The sequence below is a fragment of the Mycobacterium heckeshornense genome (assembly GCF_016592155.1).
Lineage (GTDB): Bacteria > Actinomycetota > Actinomycetes > Mycobacteriales > Mycobacteriaceae > Mycobacterium > Mycobacterium heckeshornense.
In genome coordinates this window covers 2,888,573-2,913,013 of record NZ_AP024237.1, presented here as the reverse complement: position 1 = coordinate 2,913,013, position 24,441 = coordinate 2,888,573, and the positions used below count along the sequence as shown (strand labels likewise).

At 65.5% G+C, this 24,441-nt stretch carries 16 protein-coding genes and 8 pseudogenes; 13 read left to right on the top strand and 11 right to left on the bottom strand.

The features are described from left to right. Nucleotides 1-128 precede the first annotated feature (128 nt). Together MHEC_RS13855 and MHEC_RS13850 are read left to right on the top strand one after the other, a co-directional pair. Nucleotides 129-1,181, top strand: coding sequence for a tyrosine-type recombinase/integrase (locus MHEC_RS13855; protein ID WP_048893879.1), 1,053 nt, complete (start codon nucleotides 129-131; stop codon nucleotides 1,179-1,181). 2 nt (nucleotides 1,182-1,183) lie between these two features. Continuing rightward, nucleotides 1,184-1,501, top strand: a complete 318-nt coding sequence (locus MHEC_RS13850) for a helix-turn-helix domain-containing protein (protein WP_048893880.1) — start codon at nucleotides 1,184-1,186, stop codon at nucleotides 1,499-1,501. A gap of 550 nt (nucleotides 1,502-2,051) precedes the next feature. Here the strand turns inward: MHEC_RS13850 and MHEC_RS13845 are convergent. Beyond that, nucleotides 2,052-3,812 (bottom strand): IS1634 family transposase, encoded by a 1,761-nt coding sequence (locus tag MHEC_RS13845; RefSeq protein WP_071700658.1) that lies wholly within the window; start codon nucleotides 3,810-3,812, stop codon nucleotides 2,052-2,054. 182 nt (nucleotides 3,813-3,994) lie between these two features. Between MHEC_RS13845 and MHEC_RS13840 the strand changes: the two are divergent. From MHEC_RS13840 to MHEC_RS13830, 3 genes and pseudogenes are all read left to right on the top strand, one after another. Further along, nucleotides 3,995-4,566 (top strand): annotated as a pseudogene (locus tag MHEC_RS13840) (transposase); the annotation flags it as partial. Nucleotides 4,567-4,743: 177 nt separating this feature from the next. Then, entirely contained in the window at nucleotides 4,744-5,742 is a 999-nt protein-coding gene (locus tag MHEC_RS13835) for a tyrosine-type recombinase/integrase (RefSeq protein WP_082170053.1), read from the top strand. After that, on the top strand, nucleotides 5,720-6,562 hold the full coding sequence (locus MHEC_RS13830) for a hypothetical protein (RefSeq protein ID WP_201399568.1): 843 nt from the start codon (nucleotides 5,720-5,722) through the stop codon (nucleotides 6,560-6,562). Before MHEC_RS13835 ends, MHEC_RS13830 begins: the two co-directional genes overlap by 23 nt. A gap of 158 nt (nucleotides 6,563-6,720) precedes the next feature. Here the strand turns inward: MHEC_RS13830 and MHEC_RS13825 are convergent, their stop codons facing one another. Both MHEC_RS13825 and MHEC_RS24345 read right to left on the bottom strand, forming a co-directional pair. Further along, nucleotides 6,721-8,121: an IS1380 family transposase gene (locus MHEC_RS13825; RefSeq protein WP_048893886.1), complete on the bottom strand. Its 1,401-nt coding sequence runs from the start codon at nucleotides 8,119-8,121 to the stop codon at nucleotides 6,721-6,723. Nucleotides 8,122-8,199: 78 nt separating this feature from the next. Further along, nucleotides 8,200-8,346 (bottom strand): hypothetical protein, encoded by a 147-nt coding sequence (locus MHEC_RS24345; protein WP_236591498.1) that lies wholly within the window; start codon nucleotides 8,344-8,346, stop codon nucleotides 8,200-8,202. On the opposite strand from MHEC_RS24345, the pseudogene MHEC_RS13820 reads away from it, so the two are divergent. Further along, nucleotides 8,285-8,863: pseudogene (locus MHEC_RS13820) on the top strand (tyrosine-type recombinase/integrase); the annotation flags it as partial. The gene MHEC_RS24345 and the pseudogene MHEC_RS13820 overlap by 62 nt on opposite strands. 87 nt (nucleotides 8,864-8,950) lie before the next feature. Here the strand turns inward: MHEC_RS13820 and MHEC_RS13815 are convergent. Together MHEC_RS13815 and MHEC_RS13810 are read right to left on the bottom strand one after the other, a co-directional pair. Continuing rightward, entirely contained in the window at nucleotides 8,951-10,777 is a 1,827-nt protein-coding gene (locus MHEC_RS13815; protein WP_048893842.1) for a tyrosine-type recombinase/integrase, read from the bottom strand. Then, nucleotides 10,774-11,814 carry a tyrosine-type recombinase/integrase gene (locus tag MHEC_RS13810; protein WP_048893843.1) on the bottom strand — a complete coding sequence of 347 codons (1,041 nt, stop codon included), beginning with the start codon at nucleotides 11,812-11,814 and terminating at the stop codon, nucleotides 10,774-10,776. Before MHEC_RS13810 ends, MHEC_RS13815 begins: the two co-directional genes overlap by 4 nt. A 99-nt stretch (nucleotides 11,815-11,913) precedes the next feature. Here MHEC_RS13810 and MHEC_RS13805 point away from each other — a divergent pair, with 99 nt between their 5' ends. After that, nucleotides 11,914-12,279: a hypothetical protein gene (locus tag MHEC_RS13805; RefSeq protein WP_236591476.1), complete on the top strand. Its 366-nt coding sequence runs from the start codon at nucleotides 11,914-11,916 to the stop codon at nucleotides 12,277-12,279. A 159-nt stretch (nucleotides 12,280-12,438) separates the two neighbouring features. After that, nucleotides 12,439-13,051, top strand: a pseudogene (locus tag MHEC_RS13800) (IS3 family transposase); the annotation flags it as partial. A gap of 188 nt (nucleotides 13,052-13,239) precedes the next feature. Here MHEC_RS13800 and MHEC_RS13795 read toward each other — a convergent pair. Then, nucleotides 13,240-13,533, bottom strand: a pseudogene (locus tag MHEC_RS13795) (transposase); the annotation flags it as partial. A gap of 256 nt (nucleotides 13,534-13,789) precedes the next feature. Between MHEC_RS13795 and MHEC_RS13790 the strand changes: the two are divergent. After that, nucleotides 13,790-14,155 (top strand): DUF732 domain-containing protein, encoded by a 366-nt coding sequence (locus MHEC_RS13790; protein WP_048893883.1) that lies wholly within the window; start codon nucleotides 13,790-13,792, stop codon nucleotides 14,153-14,155. A gap of 150 nt (nucleotides 14,156-14,305) precedes the next feature. Here MHEC_RS13790 and MHEC_RS13785 read toward each other — a convergent pair. The 3 genes and pseudogenes from MHEC_RS13785 to MHEC_RS13775 form a co-directional block, all read right to left on the bottom strand. Continuing rightward, nucleotides 14,306-14,791: pseudogene (locus tag MHEC_RS13785) on the bottom strand (IS256 family transposase); the annotation flags it as partial. A gap of 65 nt (nucleotides 14,792-14,856) precedes the next feature. Next, complete coding sequence (locus MHEC_RS13780) at nucleotides 14,857-16,077, bottom strand: IS110 family RNA-guided transposase (RefSeq protein WP_071700283.1); 1,221 nt, start codon at nucleotides 16,075-16,077, stop codon at nucleotides 14,857-14,859. A 234-nt stretch (nucleotides 16,078-16,311) separates the two neighbouring features. Beyond that, nucleotides 16,312-17,106, bottom strand: a pseudogene (locus tag MHEC_RS13775) (IS256 family transposase); the annotation flags it as partial. A gap of 128 nt (nucleotides 17,107-17,234) precedes the next feature. Between MHEC_RS13775 and MHEC_RS13770 the strand changes: the two are divergent. The 4 genes and pseudogenes from MHEC_RS13770 to MHEC_RS24865 all read left to right on the top strand — a co-directional run. Then, a pseudogene (locus MHEC_RS13770) lies at nucleotides 17,235-17,616 on the top strand (transposase); the annotation flags it as partial. A 141-nt stretch (nucleotides 17,617-17,757) separates the two neighbouring features. Beyond that, a protein-coding gene (locus MHEC_RS24340) for an IS3 family transposase (RefSeq protein ID WP_414018096.1) occupies nucleotides 17,758-19,058 on the top strand; the annotation gives its coding sequence in 2 pieces (ribosomal slippage) (nucleotides 17,758-18,031 and nucleotides 18,031-19,058; 1,302 coding nt in all). 22 nt (nucleotides 19,059-19,080) lie between these two features. Next, nucleotides 19,081-20,013, top strand: coding sequence for a tyrosine-type recombinase/integrase (locus MHEC_RS13760; RefSeq protein WP_236591477.1), 933 nt, complete (start codon nucleotides 19,081-19,083; stop codon nucleotides 20,011-20,013). After that, nucleotides 20,013-21,398 (top strand): annotated as a pseudogene (locus tag MHEC_RS24865) (tyrosine-type recombinase/integrase); the annotation flags it as partial. The gene MHEC_RS13760 and the pseudogene MHEC_RS24865, both read left to right, overlap by 1 nt. An 87-nt stretch (nucleotides 21,399-21,485) precedes the next feature. On the opposite strand, the gene MHEC_RS13750 reads toward MHEC_RS24865, so the two are convergent. Both MHEC_RS13750 and MHEC_RS13745 read right to left on the bottom strand, forming a co-directional pair. Then, nucleotides 21,486-23,312: a tyrosine-type recombinase/integrase gene (locus MHEC_RS13750; protein ID WP_048893842.1), complete on the bottom strand. Its 1,827-nt coding sequence runs from the start codon at nucleotides 23,310-23,312 to the stop codon at nucleotides 21,486-21,488. Beyond that, entirely contained in the window at nucleotides 23,309-24,349 is a 1,041-nt protein-coding gene (locus tag MHEC_RS13745) for a tyrosine-type recombinase/integrase (protein ID WP_048893843.1), read from the bottom strand. The genes MHEC_RS13750 and MHEC_RS13745 overlap by 4 nt, the downstream gene beginning before the upstream one ends. Nucleotides 24,350-24,441: the final 92 nt, after the last annotated feature.

Sequence of the window (24,441 nt, the reverse complement as noted above, 5' to 3'; positions counted from 1 at the left end):
GGTTCGTTTCCCCGGATTGGCGCTGCTGCCTGAGGTTTTCCGGTCTACGGGCGTGTCGCTGATGTTCCAGGTGTAAGCCCGCGAGTTAAGGTACTGCCTTGAAACCCTAGGTGCGAGGAAGGTACGCGGTGGGAGACGGGCGGCTGCGGGTGATCACCGGCGAGGTCGCGGCGGTCGTGGAGACGCGAGATCCGCAGCGGTTTCAGGCCGAATGCGTGGAGGCGTTCGTGGCGTCGTGGACCGCGCGCGGGTTCGCCGAATCGACGATCACCAACGACGTCGGTGTGTTGGAGCGGATGCTGGTGGCGCTGGGGCGCCCGGCGTGGGAGGTGACCGCTGAGGACGTCGACCGGGTGGTGGGCGAGCTCGCCAGTTCGGGTCGGGCGGTGTCGACGCGACGCAATTATCTGCAGGTGTTCAAGGGCTTTCACCGGTTCCTTGAGGTCCGCAAGGCCGCGGAGATCGAGGCGGCGTTCGGGGTCCGGCTGGCCTGTCCATTGGACGAGTTCAACGCCGCCCGCCATGTCAGCGACGACTCGCCGAGCACGGAGGCGCCGCCGACGGCGGAGCGGGTGGGCGCGTTCTTCGAGTTCCTGAAGGGTCGGATTGCGACTGCCCGCAAGTATGCGCCGGCCGCGCGGGATTATGCGCTGTTCCGCACGCTGTATCACGCCGGGCTGCGGTCGGAAGAAGTGGTGATGCTCGACTGCTCGGATGTGCATTTTGGGCGCGGCACGTTCGGCAAGCTGCATGTGCGGTTCGGTAAGGGCGCCAAGGGCTCCGGGCCGCGGCCGCGTTGGGTGCCGATGTTAGACGGGCTGGATCTGGTGTTGCGCTGGTATCTCGACGATGTGCGCGGCCGGTTCCCGGACAGTCCGGTGTTGCTGTGTGATGAGTCCGGCGGCCCAATGGCCGCGGCCACCATCCGCAACCGGTTGCGGCATTTGATGAGAGTGGAAGGCCGGCCTGAAGGTGAGTGGTTCAGCCCGCATGGGATGCGCCGTGCCTGTGCGACCCACAACTATGAGCGAGGCGTGGATCTCGTTGCCATTCAACAGCTTTTAGGACACTGGACGGTCGCGTCGACCATGCGGTATGTGCGCCCGTCGGAGACCTTCATCGAAGACGCCTATCAGCGTGCGATCTCGGCGACGCTGAGCGAACTGACCGGGCAGGAGTGAGTATGCAGATCAGGTGGAAACTTCGGATGGCCGCCGCCCAGCGGGAGGTGTGGACCGGCGCCCAACTGCAACGGCTGCTGGCGGAGAAGGCTGGATTGGAGCTGTCTTCGGCGTCGGTGTCGGCGTTGTTCACCAAACAGCCCAGTCAGATCAAGCTGTCCACCTTGATCGCGTTGTGCACCGCACTGGAATGCTCGCCCAATGACCTGTTTGACATCGATACCACCCCTGTCACACAACAGATTTCACCGAAGCCGGCCAAGGTCGCGGTCAACGACGCGCCAGCGTCGCGGCGGGGCCGGTCGATGCCGCCGATCTAGCATGACCCGCCGGGTCCGGGACTGCCGGTGCTGTGGTCGCGCGGTCGGCAAACCAGAGCGTGACCTTTGTGCTCGTTGCCACTGGGCGCGGTGTCACGCACCGATCAAACACCGCTGCCCGCGCTGCGGTGTGTTGCGGGTTCTGGGGCCGGACACCGGATGCTGCGCGCGCTGTTCGCGCACCTGCCGGATCTGCAATGCGCCAGTGCTGTTCGTCGACCGCGACCTCTGCGGGCAGTGCGCTCGGCGGCAACGCTTGGACGCCAACCGAGCCGAGTGTCCACGCTGCGGAAAACGCCGGATCCTGCGACCCACCACCGGCTGGTGTGGCTCCTGCTCACATCCGGGCCGGCCACCGAATCCGGATGCGGCCTGTGTCGACTGCGGACGGGTCACTCGACTGACCGGGGCGGGACGGTGCCAAAGATGTTGGGCCCGCTCGCCGCATCGAATCCCAGTCCGAGCGGCTAATCCGAAGTTGCGGCGGTTTGTCGGTCGGATTTACTGATTGAGCTGGTGTTTTGTTGATTTGTCGGGTCGGTTGTTCTGGCTACGCCACTTGGAGGGGGATGGGGGTCTTGATGAGTTCGAAGGCGCGGCGCTGTTCGGGGGTGGATTCGGCCAGGGTGGGCACGGTGGTGTTGGTGCCGTGGTAGCGAATGTCGTTGCGGGTCAGGGTCGCCAGGTGGGTGAGCAGGCCGCGGAAGCTGCGCAGCGCGGTGCCGTCGGGGGCGTGGCGGGTGGCGGCTTTGGTTTGGGCAGCTTGGGAGCGTTGGGCCGGTGCGACGGGGTTGTCGCGTAGGGGTGGGTGTTCGTCGGTGAAGGTCAGCGGCGCCCAGGCCTGGCGCAGGTGCCAGGTCACATAGCAGGCCAGCATGCAGATCAACACGTGGGCTTTGACCCGTTCGGTGAGCCGGTGGCGGATGGGTCGTAGGTCGAGGTCGTCGGTTTTGATGCTGCGGAAGTCGCGTTCGACGTGGGCCAAGTTCTTGTAGCCGACGACCACGCCTGGGGCGTTGAGGTCGGTGGCGGGCACGCTGGTGCGTAGCACGTAGATGCCATCGAGGGCGGTTTCGGTGTCGATGCCGGCCTGGTTGCGGTGGTAGGTGAGGCTGGTGTCGGTGATGGTGCGCTCAAAGTGCTTGCCCATCTTGTATTTATCGATGATTTTGCCGACGGCTTCCCCGATGCGGCCGGCTCCGGTCAGCCGGCCGGCAGCCACCCGTTCGGCGATGGCGCCCAGGTCGATCTCGGTGGCGGCCAGCAGGGCGGCGCGTTTGCGGGCGCGTTGGGCGGCCAGGGCGGGGTTGCGGCAGGCGATGAGCCGTTCGCCGGGATAGTCGGGGTGGGTGATTTCGGCGAGGTCCTGGGTATCGAACAAGCTCATCTGCAGCGGCCCGTCATCGGCGGCCAGCACGGCGATCTGGGGGGCGCGCAGCGCGGTGAGCCATCCGAAACCAGTTGCGGTGTCTGGGTTGTCATTGAGTTCACGGATTGCGTCGATACGCGCGGAGGTGATCATGCCGCGATCACCGACCAGCACCAACCGATCAAGCCCGAATTGGGTGCGCACCACCTCGACGATGTCGGTGAAGGCGACCGGGTCGGCGGTGTTACCGGCAAACACCCGCACCGCCACCGGGCGGCCGGCTGGATCGGTGAGGATGCCGTATTCGATTTGCGGTAGCCCTTTTTTACCGTCCCTCGAATACCCGCGCGAGGCCAGCTCGCAACACCGTCCGGTCATCCAGGCACTGGTCAGATCAAACAACGCCATCCGCGAGGGATTAGCCTGTGGCCCTAAGTGTTTGGCAGCCAGCTTCTTTTCGATCGTGTCTTGCCGGTCGGCCAGCCAGTCCATCGCAGCGTAGATCTCGTCGGTGGATGCGGTGGCCACATCCAGATCGACCCCCACGGTGGAATCGGCCCACGAGGCCAGCGTGGACAGCTTGGAGGCCGGTTGGATCACCCGGGAGATGATCAGCGCGAACACCAGATCCCTCGACCGGCACGCCGGCCCCAACAACGCCGGAAACCCCAACTGGCGGGCCATCGCAGCTACCGCCGCCACATCCCCATGCGGCAGTGACCGGGTGATCGTGAACTCAGACCCGGCCGGCACCAGCACCTGGCCCTTGAGCGTGCCCTCAACCGCGGCGATCACGTCGGCGGGCAGCTTGGACAGGTTCGCCAGCGTCTCGTGGCGGACTTTCTTGCCGTCTCGATAGGTGCGGCGCACCAGGACCGACTCATAGCGGCGAACGTTGCCCGCCTTGTCCACATACTTGCTCGGTGTTCGGGCTACGTGCATCCGCGCTGGCTTCGCCACCACTCAATGGTAATAGATCAACTCAAGCATATTGTGAATCGACACACGATATTCACTGGCTACATTATCAATCCGCAAACCGACAGAATCTGAGCTCAGCCGTAGATTCCGTCTGGACCATCCCGGGTTTCGTGCACACCTTCTTTTGAGGGAAGGATGGCACGATGGCAACGAGGTACGACCAGGACATGAAGGCGGTCCGGCTGGTCCGGGAGCATCGCGACGAGTACGACACCGAGTGGGCGGCGATGCGGGCCATCTCGGCCCGGTTGGGGATGAGCGCGGAGACCCTGCGCAAGTGGGTGCGCCAGGCCGAGATCGACGACGGCCAGGCTGCTGGGGTATCGACGGCGGAGAGCCGGGAGTTGCGCGAGCTGCGTAAGAAGAACCGTGAGCTTGAGCAGACTATCGAAATCCTGAAGGCGGCAACGAGTTTCTTCGCGCGGGAGAGCGACCCGCGACACCGTTGATTTGTGAATTCATCGCCGAGCATCGTGCTCGGTTCGGGGTCGCTCCGATCTGCCGCGTGCTGAGCGAGCGTGGCTGCAAGATCGCCCCGAGAACCTTCTACGCCTGGCAGGCTCGCCCACCATCGAAACGGGTCTTGTGGGACATGACGGTCGCTGAGATCCTGGCCGGCTACTACACCCCCGATGCTGATGGTCGCCGCAAGCCCGAGTCACTCTACGGTGCGGCCAAGATGTGGGCTCACCTGCAACGACAGGGCATTCCTCTCTTAACCGGCTAATGGTTACTGGTTGTTGGCTACGACACGCCGTTTTTCCTGGGGTGCTTGATTTGCGTTGAGACGTTAGGCATATGTGAGTCCCATGGCAGCAGAGCAGACGGTCGAGTCGTTGTGTGCAGTCGAGCGGCAGGGGCGCTGGTCGCTGGTCGGGGCGGGCCGGCTGGCATGGATCTGGTCAACGACTACCTGAGCTATCTGGCCGATCGCGCTTACTCGCCGCGCACGGTGCGCGCCTACGCGTTCGACCTGCTGGCGTTCGCGCGGTGGCTGGCCGCCGAGCGCCTTGGGGTCAACGAGGTCACCACGGAGGTGTTGCTGCGGTTCTTGGCGTTCTGCCGGTCGGCGTTGCCGCCGGTCCGGCCGGGCGGCAACGTGTACTCGATCCGCGATGGCCGCAACGTCGGCTACGCGCCGACGACGATCAACCGGCGGCTCGCCGCGATCTCGGGGTTGTATTCCTATCGGCAGATGCGGGATGGATCGGCGGACAACCCGGTACCGCGCGGGGGTCCGGCACGCCGCGCAGCCGGGGAGGCTAGCGGTCTGCTGGCTCACCTGCGAAAGCCAAAGCAGCGCTCGCGGTTACGGGTGCGGGAGCCTCGGCGGTTGCCGCGCGGCCTGGACCGCAAGGAGACGACGGCGCTGGTGGGCAGCCTGCGCACCGACCGGGATCGCGCGATCGCGGGGTTGATGCTGTTCTGCGGGTTGCGCTCGGCCGAGGTGCTGGGTCTTCGGGTCCGCGATATCGACATCGGCGGCTGGGTACGGGTCATCGGCAAGGGCGACAAGGAGCGCCGAGTTCCGTTGGATCCAGACGTGGCCGCGCTGATCCAGACCTACCTGTTCGCCGAGCGGCCCGAATCAGATTGCGACACATTGTTTCTGGTCGCAAAGGGCCCCAACCGGGGCGAGCCGCTGACCCCGGCTGGATTGCGCACGATCTTTCGCTACCACCGGGCGAAGGCCGGGGTGCCTGCCGGGCATCCGCATGCGCTGCGGCACTCGTTTGGCACCGCGCTGGCCGAGGCGGGAGTTGACCTATCGGTACTACAGGCGCTGATGGGCCACGACCACGTCGACTCCTCGGCCGCCTACATTCACCTGTCCCCGACGCATGTGCGTGCCGCCTACGATGCCGCCCGTGATCGCCAGCGCGCCCACTGAGGGGGCTGTTGCCGCGCGGCGGCCAGCGCCGCGCGGCGAGGAGTTGCTGTCGGGGTATGTGGCCGCGTTGGCGGCCCGTGGTGCGGGGAATCGATCGTTACTGGCAACGGCCCGCGTGTTTCTGACCCGCTGGCCCGATCCACAGGCCTGGGCCGAGCTGCCGCTGTCGGTGCGGTTGTCGGCCGGTTGGACGGTTCGGCCGCTGTTGAATTATCTGATGCTGTCCGGATATCTGCGCCCGGGCTACGACTATCTGCTCGAACGTAAGCTGGCTGCCATCCTACGGGAGGCACACACAAGCCCCTTGGCTGGTTATGTGACCCGATTCCTTTCCGCAGCAACCGAACTGGGCTACACACCCCGGGTAGCGGCGGGGCTGGCCAGCCAGGTCGCGGTGCGCATGCTGATCCAGACCGGCCACCCGCTTACCGAGCTTGACGATACCGATATCGCCGAGTTCAGCGCCGCGATCACCGCCCGCGAACAAGCACATCAGCGGCCACTCCAGCACTACCGGACCGCGTTGTATGCCACCCGCGCTGTTCTGTATCACCTGGGTGGGCAGGTCACCCCAACTGCGAAAAACACCGCGCATCTGCGTTGGCCGTGGCGGCGTCACTTCGCCAGTGTTCCAACCGGATTGGCTGATTCGCTGGTCGCCTACCTGGAATGCGCCTCGGGCACTCGCACCCGATCGACCGTGTTGGGCATCGCTAGCCGCCTGGGCCATTTCGCCCAGTTCCTCGCCGACCACGATCCAGCGTTGATCAGCCTGGCCGACCTCGATCGGCAACGTCACATTGAGCCTTACTTAGCCTGAATCCGTGGATGAGTGATTTGGTGTCGTCGCGGGGCTGGTTTCTGCACGATTGGGGCGGTTGGGAATGGGGTGGGCATAATTGAGCCGCTGGCCTGCACCAGCTTTCCTGTGTCTTCGGGGTCGGGCCTGGGATGGCAGTTGGGCACGGGAGGTGGCGTTCACCCTGCTCGTGGGATCGCCGGACTGTGACCGATGATGTTGTTCCACAGGGTTTTCCACCCGATCTGCCATGGCCAGTGCGCGGGCAGGTGCAACATCGGCTTACGGGCGGGCGCGGCGAAGCGGGCTGGGATGTTGACCAGGTCGCGGCGCAGGGTCGCACCGCGCGCGACGACGTGCTCACCGCTGGCGAGGGTGCCGGTGGCGCGTAGCAGGTTGTGCGCGATCACCGTGCAGGCCAGCCAGGCGCAATTGGCTGCAAACAGCCCAGAGGGGATATGAGCCAATGGGCCGTCGATGAGGTCGGCGAAGGTGGTCTCGATGATGGCATGGCGGCGGTGGGTGATGTCGGCCTGGGCGGTGGGCAAATCGGAGTTGGTCACAAATGGGTGATAGCGCCACACCGCAAACAGCGCGTCGGGGTAGCGGGCATCTTTGACACGGCGCACGATCAGCCGGACGGTGAGCGTGCGCCCGCCGCCCAGGCGCAGCGTGTAGGGCGTTTCGGCGACCTGGGCATCAGAGATCAGCGCGCCGGTGTCGGGGTCAGCCACCGCGCCCGGGTAGTGCACCGGGGTGTAGGCGTGCTCGCCGATGCCGGCGATGGCGGTGCTGATGCGCTTGTTTCGGGCCACCGACACGGAGAATTCGATACCTTCGGCAACGCAGGTGGCCATCACCTTCTTGGTGCCGAACGCCGAGTCGCCGCGCAGCATGATGGTGCCCGCGCCGCACCGGCGGGCGGTGGTGATGGCCTGCTTGACTTGGCGGGCCGCCGCACGCCCGGAGCCGGCCCGCCCGCTGCGTAGCCGCGCCTCGGCAATCACCGGCGGCGCCTGCGCGGTCGACAGCGTGGTGATCTGCGGTGAAAGGCCCAATCGCAGCAGCGCGCGGCTGGCGATCTTGGCGTGCCCGAACGAGGCGCCCTGCTTGTGGTGTCCGTAGACCGGGCGCAGCAGCGAGTCGATGTCTAAAAACGCGCGCTGCTCGATGCCGGGCAAAAGCGGGGTGTGCGCCGCGAGTGCCACCAGATGCTCGCGGGCCACCGCGGCGAGCTGGTTGGAATGCCCGAAGCTGAACTCGCGCAGGAAGATCCCCAGCGTCGAGGGCGCATACACCTCATCGAAGACCCGCGGCGTGCCGCCGGCGCGCAGCACATTCACATCGTCGATGCTGTCCGCCCCGCACATCATGCCCGCGATGATCGTGGTCAGCTTGCCGGCCGCATTGACCGCGCCCGAGGCCACCCGGGTGCTGGGCAGATCGATGTGCTCGCCGATCAACCGCGAAAGACCGCTCTGCTCAGCCAATTCCAGCACCGGCACCAAACCCGCCGCCGACACCAAATTCTGCTCGTCGAACACGGCGGACTCGGTGCTAAACGTGTATGCTGATTGCACTGGAAATGCCTTCCCGAGCAGGGACTGTTTCGACTTCGACAATCGTTATTGTCCCAGCTCGGAAGGCGTTTTCACTGTTCACACGCCGATCACCAAAGACCGACCTTCCACGGATTCAGGCTTAGCCGCCGTGGCCGCCGCGACCAACCCGCGCACCGGCGCGGTGTTGTCGGCCTCCGAACGGCGCTCGCGGGTGCTGACCGTCGGGCGGCTAATCGACGACATCAACGAATGGGGCTGGGCCGAGGCGCCCGGCCGCAAGCTCGTGTTTGCCCGCGATGTGCCCCGACTGCCCAGGGCGCTGCCCCGCTACCTGCCCCCGGACGCCGATCGGCGGCTGTCGCAGGCGCTGCACGCCTCGCCGAACCGGCTGCGCGCCGACGCACTACTGCTGCTGCGCGCCACCGGGATGCGCATCGGCGAACTGCTCGACTTGGAACTGGACTGTGTGCATGAGGTTCCCGGCGCCGGGGCCTGGTTGAAGGTTCCGCTGGGCAAGCTCGACACCGAGCGGATGGTGCCCATCGACGACGAGACCCTCGAGTTGGTCGACCGCATCGTCGCGCACCGCTCGCCCGGCAAGCCACTGCCACACCCACGCACCGGCAAGCCGGTCCAGTTCCTGCTCACTCATCAGGGGCGCCGCATATCGGTGGACGTCCTGCGCAACGAACTTGCCCGCGCCGCCACCGAAGCAGGATTGAAATCCGTTACACCACACCAACTTCGACACACCTACGCCACCGCGCTGATCAACTGCGGGGTGTCGCTGCAGGCGCTGATGGCGCTGCTCGGCCATTATGCGGGTGATCTTGTCAAGTGCGTCTTGTCAGGAGGCGGTTTGATCGAGTCGGGCGAGCAGTCCGTCGAACACTTTCTGGCGGCCGAGCTGTCCTTTTTCGGCAGCGTCGTCGCGTTGTGCCTGCAGAGTGGGCCGGAAGGCGATGGTGGTCTGAAAGAAGGTGCAGGATTCGCAGATGGATTCGAAGTGGCAGTCCAGGCCGACGGGTCGGGCGCAGTAGCCGTTACCGAGCATCCGACGGTGCATCTCGGCGCGGAGCTTTCGCATTTCGGCGCCTTCGGCGTCGGCGGGAAGTGCGCGCGGCTGATCGTAGAGGGCCTCGACCTTTTCGCTGACGGTGAAGTATTCGTCGGCGACGGTGCGATCGGCGATTCGAGCGTAAACGAGCGTCATCCGCATAGATCGGTGACCCAACAGCGCGGCCAGCGCTTCCAGCGACATACCGCGGTTGATCGCCTGGGTTGCCAAGGTATGTCTGAGACGATGGGGCGAAACACGGCCGATGCCAGCCACTTTCGCGGTTTCAGCGACGGCCCGATCGACGCGGCCCTCCCCGATGCGTTGGCCGTACTCAACGAACAGGTAGCGGCTGCGCAGGCTGACGGGTCGGGCGGCGAGCCATTCGTCGAGGAGATCCTTGAGTTGGGGATGCAACGGAATGTACCGGTCGTTGCGCAGTTTCCCGAGCGGCACGTGCAACCAGTACGCGGCCCCGATCTGCACCACGGAATCGACTGTGAGATCGAGGAATTCGCCCTTACGCAGGCCGGTGCGGGCCAGGAACTCCACGCACAGCCGGACAAACGGGTCGTCGGCGGCGCGCGCGGCCTGCAGCAGCTTGGTGAACGCGGCGTCGTCGAGGAAGCGGGGCAGCGGCTCGTCGCGGATCGGCAGGTCGCCGGCGAACACGAGCACGCGGGCGGGAATATCGTCGCCGTCCCATTCGGTGAGCCGGTCGAAGCAGGTGCGCAGGGTGCCGAGATGTTCGGCGAGACTGATCTTGGACAACCGGCCGCCGCGCGCCGAAGGACGGGTGGCCAGGTGCAGCTTGTAGGCCTCGATGTGTGCCCGACGCAGGTCAGCAACACAGACCACCTCGGGGGCGTTCGCGGCCAGCCAGCCGGCGAACTCCCGCAGCACGCCCTCGACACGCACCATCGTCGAGGCCCGCAGCGACAGCCGCGTCTGGGCGATGTAACCGGTCAGGGTGGCCGCCAGCCGCGGCGGAACCGCCGCCCACTGGGCGGCCCGCTCAGCCGAGCGGTTTGGGCTGGTCTTGCGGGGCGCGCTGTCGAGGACGCCGAGGTGGAACAGGGTGGTCTGCGCACCGAACAGCGCCGCGCTCAGTGCTTTGGCGCCGTGGCTGCCGGGTCGGTGACGAGTTATCGCGGCACTCAACGCTTTTCGCTGCTCATCGATCACCGGCTGGGTCAGCTGCTCGGGAGTCAGCCCGGCCAGCGCGGCCACCTTGGCCAGCGCCGACCACTGCAGGCGGGTCACGATGGGATCAAACCCGAGCTCGGTGGAGGTCGCGACGAACCGTTGGTGGAACCCGCGGTGATGATGGGCGGCGACTTCGCCGAGGTAGGGCCGGCACGCCACGAGATAGTCCGGGCTGGGCCGCAGCCGTCCCGTCACGATCAGCCAACCAACCACCCGTCGATCCTTCAGCGGCAAAGCGCACTGGGTTGCCAGCGGCAACGCAGACCAGCCCGCCACACCCACGCGGGTGAAGAACGTGCGGGCCACCGAGGTCACCGGATGTCCGGCGAACATCCCGGCCGCAACCAGGTCGGCCCGATACGCCTCGACGAGCTCTTCGATGTCGGGGCGATGTGCTGGTGAGCGGTTCATGCCTCGGCCGCCTCACCGGAGGCGACGACCTGCGCCTCGATCGCTTCGGCGGCCCGCAGGTACTCCCGTTCCAACCAGTCGTTGGCCAGGTGCAGGTAGATGCGGGTGGAGTCGATCGAGGCGTGGCCGGCCTGGGCTTGGATCGCCTCCAGTGCCATCCCCGCCTCCCGCAGCCGGGTGAAACAGGTGTGCCGCAGCTGATGGCACGTCGCCTGGGTCAGCCCGGCGCGAGCGCGCGCACCGTCGAGGATCTCGTCCAGACCGGCGGCCGACAACGGCTCGCCACGCCGGGGCCCCTTCAACACCACGAACACCCGATCGGTCGACGTCCGCGGCCGCTCCTGATCCAGATAGTCCCCCAGCGATGCGAAGAACCGCGCCGATACCGGCACCATCCGCTGCCGACCGCCCTTGCCTTCGGCCACGAACACCCGCCGCTCGCCGGCGTTGACGTCGTCGAGGCGCAGGCCCAGCACCTCGCAGCGTCGCAGTCCACCCAGCAGCATCGCCTCGACCATGGCCCGGTCGCGGTGGGTGCGCAGCGCCGCCCGCAGCGCGTCGACCTCGCTTGGCGCCAGCACCCGGGGCAGCGTGCGCGGGGTGCGGATCAACGCCATCCCGCCCTTCCCGCGCCGAGCACCGGGGCGGCGGGCGGCCAGGCTGGTCGGCACCGGGTTGCGGCTTACGCCGGTGTCACCGCGGGCCGCGAGGTAGGCATACAGGCCACGCACACTGGACAACCGGCGGGCGATCGTGCGCGCCGCCAGGCCCGGCTCGCCGTCCTCCAACCGCACCACCCGCTCACCCAAACGGGCAGTGCGTTGAAACGCCAAGAACGCGAACACATCTGCGGCGCTCACCTGGGTCGGTTCCTTGGCAACCACACCGAAGAAGATCTTCAAATCCGAGGCCACCGCCAGCCAAGTGTTCGTTCGGGCCCGTGCCGCAACGAAGGCCAGGTAGTCATCCAGCAGCGGATGCCCCAGGGTGATCGCGGCCAACTCCGCCCCACGATGGTGACGGACCAGGCACGGCATGAACACGGCAACCTCCTGCCGCCAGCATCCGCGCCCACCCCGCTGGATCACGGCAGACACGCCGAAGATCACCCGTATATCAAACACAAAACCTTAGCCATGACAATGGTTTACGCACGAATTGCTGATAAGACCGTCGCCGAGGAGTACTTCGCCGTCACCGAGAAAGTGGAACTACTCTACGGCCAACCCCATCAACTCGCCGGCGACGACGAAGGCCGCGAAATGCGCAAACTGCGTAACGAGATGCACCGCCGCATGCTGGGCAACGGCTACTGCGCACGACCGGTCGAGATGGACTGCCACTTCGAGTCCATCTGCGAATCCTGCAGCTTCTTCGTTACCACCCTCGAGTTCCGGCCCACGCTGCAACGCCAGCGCGACGATGCCGCCAACAAGGGCCAACTCGGCCGCCAGAAGATCTTCGACGGCATCCTCGACCGCCTCGATACCACCGCCTCGTGACCGCCCTACTTGACTCGATCACCCGCATAAGTACAACACCAGCCGGCTCATGCACCGACTCGGACTGAAACCACCCATCGAATACGAGGCCGACTACCATGCACACCACACCGGTCAGCCGACCGGCGCAAAGTAAACCGGTGTGCACAAAACCCAGGGCGATTCAGGGTCACACGCACCACGCTCGCCGATCCGACGGCGGCCCGGACCGCCGATCTGGTGAGTCGCCAATTCGGCCCGCCGGCGCCCAACCGGCTATGGGTGGCCGACCTGACTTACGTATCGACTTGGTCGGGGTTTGCCGACGTCGCGTTTGTCACCGACGCCTATGCCCGACGGATCCTGGGCTGGCGGGTGGCCGCAACGATGGCGACCTCAATGGTGCTCGATTCCATCGAACACGCCATCTGGACTCGGCAACGCGAAGGGATCTTTGATCTCAAAGATGTTGTCCACCATACCGACAGAGGATCCCAATACACCTCGATCCGGTTCACCGAGCGGCTCTCCGAAGCCGGTACCCGACCCTCGGCCGCGGCAGTCGGATCGTCCTACCACAACGCGTTGGCCGAGACAATCATCGGCTTGTACAACACCGAGTCGATCAAACCCCGCAAACCCTGGCGCACCATCGAGGAGATCGAGTTGGCCACCGCCGAATCGGGTGGACTGGATCAACCATCGCCGCCTCTACAAATACTGCGGCGATATCCCACCAGTAGACCTGGAGGCCGCCGACCACGCTCAACACCGAAGACCAGCCGCCGGCTGAGCTCACACACCAGAAACTCTCCGGACTCACCGGGGCGGTTCACCTCGACGACGAAACCCGCCAACTGCGGAACCAAATCGCGCTCCTACACGGACAGCTCCGCGTCAATCGCATCGCTGCCACCCACGTCACGGACACCGTCCACGACGCAAACGCCCAGCTCACGCAGCTAAACGGCCACCCCCGCCCAAGATAACGTTGGCGCGCTTGTGTTCTCGATTCTCCTGTTCGAGTTCCTTCATGCGCCGCGCTTCGGTTGTCGACACCCCTGGCTGATAGCCGTCATCGATGTCGGCCTGGCGCACCCAGGTCCGCACCAACTCCACCCCGTAGCCAAGCTGATCGGCGACCCGGGCGACAACGCCGTGGTCGCTACCCAACTCCGCCCGTAATGTCCGGACCATCCGTACCGCTCCGGCCTTCTGCTCGGCGCTGTAGCGGCGACTCGTCGGCTTGCTCGGCGGTGACTGTTTCTTCGGCATGACTCCATCCTCGATTCCAAGGTCTGGAGCCTCCAGCATTTCCAGGGCGATTCACCGACCGGCGGCGACCACGGCTGGGGAACCTGGGGGCCGCAGTTTGGCGCGATGTCCGAAGACATCGTCAGCGCTGTACGCTAGAGCCGATACAGCCAATCACTTCACGTTGAGGAAAACAATGAGTCCGTGCCGGTACTTCAGTCACAGCAACTACCACCGCGCGTCACTGGCTGCCTTCCTGCTCGTCTTTGCCGCGGCAATGAGCGCACCCGCGCTGGTGATACCTTTTCAGGCGCATGCCGTTCCGTCACCCGAGGTGGACTATTTGTATAACGTAACGGTGCGGCGGGCCTACAACTTTCCAAATGGCGACGCCATCGGCTATGGCCGCGGGATCTGCGAAAAGGTCAGCGGCGGCCGAAGTTTTGCCCAGCTGATGGGGGATGTGAAAAGCGATGTAACCCCCAACGACGAGTATGCGGCAAACTACCTTGTCTCCTACGCGGTCAGTCAATTCTGTCCTGAGCAAATCTGGCAGCTGCGGAATTCGGCGGCTGGCTACCAAGCGCCCCCGGGAACTGAAAGTCCGGTTAGCGGGCTTCAAGGCGACGCAGCCGGGAAGTGATGGGCAGAGACCGTTGCGCAGACTCGCCCGCTACACCACTTCGGCGGAAACGATGACCCAGCCGGTCCCGCCACCGGCGGCCTCTAGCGATCCTTGGTCGCTAGCGATCCTGGGTCTGTACGGATAACGGTGTAAATGGTTGTGTCGGTTCTACTTTCGTGCAGCGGACAGGCGTCCGTCAAATGTGATGTCGAAAGCGTTTAAGGCCTCCTTCCAGCGGTTGCTCCAGCGTTTGCGGCCGCGGCCGGTGGGATCGATGCTCATGATCGCCATGTAGACGCATTTCAGCGCGGCCGCGTCGGTGGGAAAGTGCCCACGGGCATTGACCGCTCGCCGGATGCGCGCGTTGATGCTTTCCACCGCATTCGTCGTGCACACCACCGATCGGATGCTGGTGTCGAACTGCAGAAATGGCACAAACTCGGCCCACGCGGACTCCCAGAGCTTGACGATCGCCGGATACCGCTGGCCCCAGGTGTCGCTCAACGCGACGAACGCCTCCAGCGCGGCCGACTCGCTGGGCGCGGTGTAGATCGGCTTGAGATCACGGGCCAGCGCCGGCCAATCCCTCTTGGAGGCGTAGCGAAACGAGTTCCTCAGAAGGTGCACGACGCAGACTCCCGCTGTCAACCTCGGGTCGTGGGCATGATTGATCGCCGCGGCGGGCTGACTTTGCTCAGCGCGGGGGCGGGGTGGGGTTGTTAGGCGGCGGTGGCGCGGTGGTGGATGGCCGGGTCGTAGGGGTTGTGGTCGTGCCAGCAGCGCCACAAGATGCGACACCAGCGGGCGCCCAGGCCACGCAGGGCACGATGGTGTGGTTGGCCGGCGGCGCGGGCGTGTTGGTAGATGTCGGCCGACCAGAGGTCTTCACGGACGGCGACGAACATCCACCAGTCGATGGCGTGCCGCATCCGCCGGTTGGCGGCGTAGCGGAAGCGAACCTGACGTGTGCGCCCGGACACCTTGGTGACCGGAGCCAAGCCGGTCTCTGCCAACAATGACGGCGCCGAAGGAAAACGACTGCGCTCCTCACCCATTTCGGAGATCAACACGGCGGCGGTGACCGGTCCGATGCCGGGGAAACTGGTGAAGATCGGGGTGTCCGGGTGCGCCTCAAGCAGTTCGCCCAGTCGTTTGTCATGGGCTCGCAAATGGGTGTTGAGTAGAGCCAGTTGTTCGGTGAATGCTTTGGCCGCCAACGCTTTGCCAGCAACGGTGCCGTCGCTCGCCGATAGCAGATGCGGCTGCATCCGGGCGACAAGTGTCTCGGGTTTGTGCCGGCCACTGTAGCCGTGCCGGGACGTGAACGCGCCCATCCGCGCAGCGGTGATCCGGCCCGCCTGCACGGGAGTGGGATAGCTGCGGATGAAGGACAGGGTGATGTCCCGGTCCAGTGCAGAAAACAGGTGCAACGGGCACGGATGATAGGCATCCAAGATTGACCGCAGTCGATTCTCGGTGTCCACCTGCATATCCAGGATGCGTTGACGATCGCGGCTCACTGCGGTCAGCTCCGCTAGAAGCGGCGACGGAACGGCCAACGGCCGCCACTGGGCATACTGGTGACGCAACGTATCGGCCAACACATAGGCATCGAATTCGTCGGACTTGGCGGCCGCCATCCGATAGCGTTCGCGTGCTCGCGCCGAGATTTTCGGTGACACGCAATAAATTTCGGCATCGCAGTGGTGCTGGAGATATTCGACCAGTAGCCCTTCGGCCCGCTCGATCGCGATCCGGACCGCACCGGTGAACGAAGCAATCAACCCGACCAGGACGGCCAGACCATCGACGGTGTGAGCGACCTTGCGACTGAGCAGCTGCTGGCCGGTGCCATCCAGCACACACAGGTGATGGAAGCGCCCGCCCCAGTCGATCCCACACCAGAAGCTGTTCGGCCGTTGCAGAGTACTCTGATTCATTGCACTTGGATCCCTTTCAATGTGAAAGGTTCACCCTGCGATCGCGAGGCCTGCCCGGAACCTCATCTCGGCACTCACCGCCCACAGCGGTGGCGCTGCTCTCGCTGGCCGGTCCACGCCCCGCAGCCACCACGGGCGGACAGGTCTGCATGTGGACCTCGAAGGTGACGCGTTTGCGTGGGCCCTGCCCGTGGTGGTGCAGGTGAACGCCGAGACCATCCCGGCCGATCCATTGTTAATAGATGACGTCTGGGTGATCGCCTGCGGCCAGACGGTTTCGATCGCGTCCGGCAGGCCCTTGAGCCCATCGCACACCACCATGCAGACATCCTGTGTGCCACGGTTTTTGATCTCCGAGAGCACCCGCACCCAAAACTTCGCCCCCTCCCCGTCGCCGTGCTCACCGGCCCATAATCCGAGGATGTCGCGGGTGCCCTCGACGGTGACGGCCAGCGCCAGATAGATTGGCCGGTCGGCGACATTGCCATCACGAATCTTGACGTTGACCGCATCGATGAAGATCACCGGATACACCGGATCCAAGGGGCGGCTTTGCCACTCGGCCATGCCTTCGAGCACCCGGTCGGTGATCGTGGAGATGGTCTGTTTGGACACAGCCGCCCCATACACCTCGGCCAGGTGCGCGCTGATCTCACCGTGCGTTAAACCCTTGGCGCTCAATGAAATCACCAGATCCTCCACGCCGCTCAGCCGCCGCTGGCGCTTCTTGACGATCTGCGGCTCAAACGAGCCGGCCCGATCCCGCGGCACTTCGATATCCACCGGACCCGCCTCGGTCACCACCGTTTTGGCCCGGCTGCCATTGCGGGAATTGCCGCTGCCGCGCCCGACCGGATCGTGCTTGCCGTAGCCCAGGTGATCGTCGAGCTCGCCCTCCAGCGCCGACTCGACCACGCGCTTGGTCAAATGGGACAGCAGGCCACCTTCACCGGCCAGCTTCAGGCCCTGCGCGCGGGCCCGCTCGGCCAACAGCCGCACCAACTCATCGTTGCTGGCCTCACTCAACAGCGGCTGCGCCGGCGGCGCCGCATCCAGGTCCACAGGACTATCTTGATTACTAACCACATCAGTCACAGGTGCCTCCTACTTCTCAGCAGTTACACCGTTCTTTGTACAAGTCCTCGTCGATGCGGGCCATCTATTCGGCGCCCACCGTAGATGCCGCTGAGCTCGCGCTCAAAGAGTTTGACCGCGATTTCGGTGCGCAATACCCCGGCGCGATCGACGTGTGGCGGGGCGCCTGGCCAGAGTTCATTGCCTTCTTGGATTACCCGGTGGAACTACGCAAGATCGTGTACACGACAAACGCGATCGAGTCCATCAATTTCCAGCTACGCAAAATTACCAAGAACCGGGGAACATTTCCCGGACAAGGACTCTGCGATCAAGTTGCTGTACTTGGGGTTGTGCAACATCTCCAGCCACAGAGGAGGCTATTCGGGGACGGGAACCTACAACTGGACTGTGGCGCTTAACACCCTGGCGAAACTGTTCCCTGGACGGATTCCGTTGTGTTAGAATACAACTCGTTGTCAAGTCACCTCAGACTTGCACAGAAATCGTGACGGGCTCGGTGACCCACGGTCAACGGGCCGGTGGATATCGCATTGGACCATCCCGGGTTTCGTGCACACCTTCTTTTGAGGGAAGGATGGCACGATGGCAACGAGGTACGACCAGGACATGAAGGCCAGGGCGGTCCGGCTGGTCCGGGAGCATCGCGACGAGTACGACACCGAGTGGGCGGCGATGCGGGCCATCTCGGCCCGGTTGGGGATGAGCGCGGAGACCCTGCGCAAGTGGGTGCGCCAGGCCGAGATCGACGACGGCCAGGCTGCTGGGGTATCGACGGCGGAGAGCCGGGAGTTGCGCGAGCTGCGTAAGAAGAACCGTGAGCTTGAGCAGACTATCGAAATCCTGAAGGCGGCAACAAGTTTCTTCGCGCGGGAGAGCGACCCGCGACACCGTTGATTTGTGAATTCATCGCCGAGCATCGTGCTCGGTTCGGGGTCGCTCCGATCTGCCGCGTGCTGAGCGAGCGTGGCTGCAAGATCGCCCCGAGAACCTTCTACGCCTGGCAGGCTCGCCCACCATCGAAACGGGTCTTGTGGGACATGACGGTCGCTGAGATCCTGGCCGGCTACTACACCCCCGATGCTGATGGTCGCCGCAAGCCCGAGTCACTCTACGGTGCGGCCAAGATGTGGGCTCACCTGCAACGACGGGGCATTCCGGTGGCCAAATGCACCGTGGAGCGTCTCATGCGGGCCAACGGCTGGCAGGGGGTGCGGCGGGTCAAGAAGGTCCGCACTACCGTGGCCGATCTCGCCGCGCAGCGGGCACCGGACCTGGTGGATCGCACCTTCGCCGTCGATGCCCCCAACCGGCTTCTGGTCGCCGATTTCACCTACGTTCGCCTGGTCACCGGGGTGTTCGTCTACACCGCGTTCGTCGTCGATGCCTACGCCGGGCGGATCCTCGGCTGGGCGTGCTCAACGACCAAGCACTCGTGGTTCGTCGAATCGGCGCTCCGTCAGGCCGCAGCGCTGCGGGCCCGTGAAGGCCACCCGCTGGCGGGGTCGACGATTCACCACTCTGATGCCGGGTCGCAGTACACGTCGGTGCACTGCGGGGAGACGATCATGCTCGCCGGCATGAAGCCGTCGATTGGAACGGTCGGAGACGCCTACGATAATGCGTTGGCGGAGACAATAATTGGTCTCTATAAGACCGAAGCGATCCGGAAAGACTCACCGTTCCCAACCGGGCCGCTGCGCTCGGTGCACGATGTCGAGCACCTCACCGCCGACTGGGTCCACTGGTTTGGATATGCGGGTGATTTTCGGCGTGTCTGCTGCTGTCCCGCGGGGCGGGCGCGGATGCTGTGGGCGGGAGGTTGTCGTGTTCGTGCCTTGCCTGGTTCACCCAGTTGGCGGTGGCGTTCTTCGGCTGGGGCATGAGCTGGTCGACGACTATTTGGGGATGGTCGCAGCCCGGGCGCGCCCGAACACGGTGCTGGCTGCCGCGTTCGATCTGAAGGTGTTCTTCACTGAGGTCGCCAAGGCGCCAGAGGAGGTCACCGATGCCGACGTGTTGTCATTCATCGCTGCCCAGCGCCAGCCGAGGCGTGGCGCGGAAGTGGTGCGGATTGACGACGGTGAGGCTGGACTGTCGGCGCGCACGATCAAGCGGCGGCTGGCCTCGGTCGCCGGGCTGTTCGAGTATCTGATCGTTCGTGGCGTTGTTTCTAGAAACCCAGTGCCGCAGGGATTGTCGACGCGGACTCCGAGTCGGGCGGTGCGTGGCGTGCCGTTGATTCGCACCCCGCGCACTGTGCCGCGGGTGATCGACCCCGATCAGGCCGACGCCTTGATGAGGGCGCTGCGCACCCACCGGGACCGGGCGATGGTACAGGCGATGCTGCTGGGTGGGCTGCGTCGGTGCGAGGTGCTCGGGCTGCGGCTGGGTGACGTGCGTCCCGGTGAGAAGCGGTTGTTCATCGCCGACGGCAAGGGCGGTCACCAGCGCATCGTGCCGGTGTCACCGCGCTTTTTCACCACTTTGGCCAGTTACCTGGAGCTGGAGCGGCCGCATACCGCGTCAACCGATCACGTGTTCGTGGTGCTCAAGGGCCAACGTCGGGGTCGGCCGCTCAGCGCGGCCGGGCTCGATGAGATCATCGCTGGTGCTCGGCGTCGAGCCGGCATTGAGCACCTGACCTGTCATCAACTGCGGCACACCTGTTTTACCCGGCTGCGTGAGGCCGGGATGGCGTTGGAGGCGATCCAGGCCCAGGCCGGGCATCGCTCGCTGGAATCGACCCGCATTTACTTGCACTTGGCCAACGGTTGGCTCGCCGACGAATACCGGCGAGCGGTCGAGGCGATCGATGCGCAAGCGATGCAGGCACCCTGATGCCCGCGTCGGTGGTGGTAGACGACTCCTGGCTCGTCGAGGACTATCTGGCCGCGATGCGGGCCTCAGGGCACAAGACGGGCCGGTCAACGACCCGATCGGCATACACCTGCGAGGGCAAGATCCGGCGGGCTGGCGGATGGGATGGGCTCACCGCCGAGCAGCGGCTCGACGTTGTGGTCAAGGCGCGTTCGTTCACGTCCTGGCTGATGGTCACTGGCCGCATCACTGTGGACGCCGAGCTGCTCAGCCGCACCGACCTGCGGCCGGGCCTGCCGGCACGGTCGTTTTGCCCCGCCGATTACCACTGGTTCAACGAAGCCTGTTCTCGCATCGGCGTTTCGGCCAGGGACACCGCGGCGCAGTGGAACATCCTGGCGAAGGTTACTGCCATCACCGGTGTGTCACCGCGCGCGATCACCGACGAGCATTTCGACGCCGCCCGTGTGGCGATGCTCACCGCGTATGCCCGCCGCGGCAAGCCCACCGCGGGCAAGAACGTGGCCGCGGTTTTTCACCGCTTGCGGCTGACGCTCTTCCACGCCGGCCAGATTTCTACGCTGCGCCCACCGGCGGTGCAACACCAATCCTCGGACACCGGATGGGACACGGCGCCAATAAAGTTCGTCGAGACCGCGCAGCGATACCTCGCACAAGTCGCGCTGAGTCTGCGACCGAGCACCGTCCGACACATAGACCTGGACCTGCGCCGATTCGGAATCTGGCTGGCCGACACCCACCCCGACGTCACCGGCTGCGCTGATCTCCGGCGCGAACACATCGAGGCATTCAAGGCGTGGCTGTGCACGCACGCCAGGCCATCCACCGGCAAGCCGCTCAACCGGGTCAGCATCAAGAACACGCTGATCAACCTGCACTGCTTTCTCACCCGGATCGCCGAGTGGGGCTACCCGGACGCGCCGACCAGGGCACTGATGTTCCCCGGCGACCTGCCCATCATCGACAAGCCGCTGCCGCGGTTCCTCGACGACGCCGCAGCAGCCAAGTTGCTGCGCGCTACCCGCAGCGAGGCCGATCCGCTGTCTCGGCTGATCGTTGAATTGCTTGCCCGCACCGGGATACGCCGCAGCGAGCTGCTGGCCCTCACCGTCGACGCCGTCGTGCAGATCGGATCCGCCTACTGGCTGCGCATCCCGATCGGCAAGTTGCACAACGACCGCTACATCCCGCTGCACCCACAGCTCAAAGAACTCCTTGATGACTGGATCGCCAACCATAGACCCAATGGGTTGCGCACCAATCACCTTCTGATCGAACACAGACGGCCGATTAGCCATCACCGCGTCACTTCGGCGTTGCGCCGCGTCGCGGGCGCGGCCGGCATCGGCAACGTCACCGCGCATCAACTGCGACACACGCTAGCCACCCAGGCGGTGAATCGGGGCATGAGCCTGGATGCGATCGCAGCGCTGCTCGGACATTATGCGGGTGATCTTGTCAAGTGCGTCTTGTCAGGAGGCGGTTTGATCGAGTCGGGCGAGCAGTCCGTCGAACACTTTCTGGCGGCCGAGCTGTCCTTTCTCGGCAGCGTCGTCGCGTTGTGCCTGCAGAGTGGGCCGGAAGGCGATGGTGGTCTGAAAGAAGGTGCAGGATTCGCAGATGGATTCGAAGTGGCAGTCCAGGCCGACGGGTCGGGCGCAGTAGCCGTTACCGAGCATCCGACGGTGCATCTCGGCGCGGAGCTTTCGCATTTCGGCGCCTTCGGCGTCGGCGGGAAGTGCGCGCGGCTGATCGTAGAGGGCCTCGACCTTTTCGCTGACGGTGAAGTATTCGTCGGCGACGGTGCGATCGGCGATTCGAGCGTAAACGAGCGTCATCCGCATAGATCGGTGACCCAACAGCGCGGCCAGCGCTTCCAGCGACATACCGCGGTTGATCGCCTGGGTTGCCAAGGTATGTCTGAGACGATGGGGCGAAACACGGCCGATGCCAGCCACTTTCGCGGTTTCAGCGACGGCCCGATCGACGCGGCCCTCCCCGATGCGTTGGCCGTACTCAACGAACAGGTAGCGGCTGCGCAGGCTGACGGGTCGGGCGGCGAGCCATTCGTCGAGGAGATCCTTGAGTTGGGGATGCAACGGAATGTACCGGTCGTTGCGCAGTTTCCCGAGCGGCACGTGCAACCAGTACGCGGCCCCGATCTGCACCACGGAATCGACTGTGAGATCGAGGAATTCGCCCTTACGCAGGCCGGTGCGGGCCAGGAACTCCACGCACAGCCGGACAAACGGGTCGTCGGCGGCGCGCGCGGCCTGCAGCAGCTTGGTGAACGCGGCGTCGTCGAGGAAGCGGGGCAGCGGCTCGTCGCGGATCGGCAGGTCGCCGGCGAACACGAGCACGCGGGCGGGAATATCGTCGCCGTCCCATTCGGTGAGCCGGTCGAAGCAGGTGCGCAGGGTGCCGAGATGTTCGGCGAGACTGATCTTGGACAACCGGCCGCCGCGCGCCGAAGGACGGGTGGCCAGGTGCAGCTTGTAGGCCTCGATGTGTGCCCGACGCAGGTCAGCAACACAGACCACCTCGGGGGCGTTCGCGGCCAGCCAGCCGGCGAACTCCCGCAGCACGCCCTCGACACGCACCATCGTCGAGGCCCGCAGCGACAGCCGCGTCTGGGCGATGTAACCGGTCAGGGTGGCCGCCAGCCGCGGCGGAACCGCCGCCCACTGGGCGGCCCGCTCAGCCGAGCGGTTTGGGCTGGTCTTGCGGGGCGCGCTGTCGAGGACGCCGAGGTGGAACAGGGTGGTCTGCGCACCGAACAGCGCCGCGCTCAGTGCTTTGGCGCCGTGGCTGCCGGGTCGGTGACGAGTTATCGCGGCACTCAACGCTTTTCGCTGCTCATCGATCACCGGCTGGGTCAGCTGCTCGGGAGTCAGCCCGGCCAGCGCGGCCACCTTGGCCAGCGCCGACCACTGCAGGCGGGTCACGATGGGATCAAACCCGAGCTCGGTGGAGGTCGCGACGAACCGTTGGTGGAACCCGCGGTGATGATGGGCGGCGACTTCGCCGAGGTAGGGCCGGCACGCCACGAGATAGTCCGGGCTGGGCCGCAGCCGTCCCGTCACGATCAGCCAACCAACCACCCGTCGATCCTTCAGCGGCAAAGCGCACTGGGTTGCCAGCGGCAACGCAGACCAGCCCGCCACACCCACGCGGGTGAAGAACGTGCGGGCCACCGAGGTCACCGGATGTCCGGCGAACATCCCGGCCGCAACCAGGTCGGCCCGATACGCCTCGACGAGCTCTTCGATGTCGGGGCGATGTGCTGGTGAGCGGTTCATGCCTCGGCCGCCTCACCGGAGGCGACGACCTGCGCCTCGATCGCTTCGGCGGCCCGCAGGTACTCCCGTTCCAACCAGTCGTTGGCCAGGTGCAGGTAGATGCGGGTGGAGTCGATCGAGGCGTGGCCGGCCTGGGCTTGGATCGCCTCCAGTGCCATCCCCGCCTCCCGCAGCCGGGTGAAACAGGTGTGCCGCAGCTGATGGCACGTCGCCTGGGTCAGCCCGGCGCGAGCGCGCGCACCGTCGAGGATCTCGTCCAGACCGGCGGCCGACAACGGCTCGCCACGCCGGGGCCCCTTCAACACCACGAACACCCGATCGGTCGACGTCCGCGGCCGCTCCTGATCCAGATAGTCCCCCAGCGATGCGAAGAACCGCGCCGATACCGGCACCATCCGCTGCCGACCGCCCTTGCCTTCGGCCACGAACACCCGCCGCTCGCCGGCGTTGACGTCGTCGAGGCGCAGGCCCAGCACCTCGCAGCGTCGCAGTCCACCCAGCAGCATCGCCTCGACCATGGCCCGGTCGCGGTGGGTGCGCAGCGCCGCCCGCAGCGCGTCGACCTCGCTTGGCGCCAGCACCCGGGGCAGCGTGCGCGGGGTGCGGATCAACGCCATCCCGCCCTTCCCGCGCCGAGCACCGGGGCGGCGGGCGGCCAGGCTGGTCGGCACCGGGTTGCGGCTTACGCCGGTGTCACCGCGGGCCGCGAGGTAGGCATACAGGCCACGCACACTGGACAACCGGCGGGCGATCGTGCGCGCCGCCAGGCCCGGCTCGCCGTCCTCCAACCGCACCACCCGCTCACCCAAACGGGCAGTGCGTTGAAACGCCAAGAACGCGAACACATCTGCGGCGCTCACCTGGGTCGGTTCCTTGGCAACCACACCGAAGAAGATCTTCAAATCCGAGGCCACCGCCAGCCAAGTGTTCGTTCGGGCCCGTGCCGCAACGAAGGCCAGGTAGTCATCCAGCAGCGGATGCCCCAGGGTGATCGCGGCCAACTCCGCCCCACGATGGTGACGGACCAGGCACGGCATGAACACGGCAACCTCCTGCCGCCAGCATCCGCGCCCACCCCGCTGGATCACGGCAGACACGCCGAAGATCACCCGTATATCAAACACAAAAC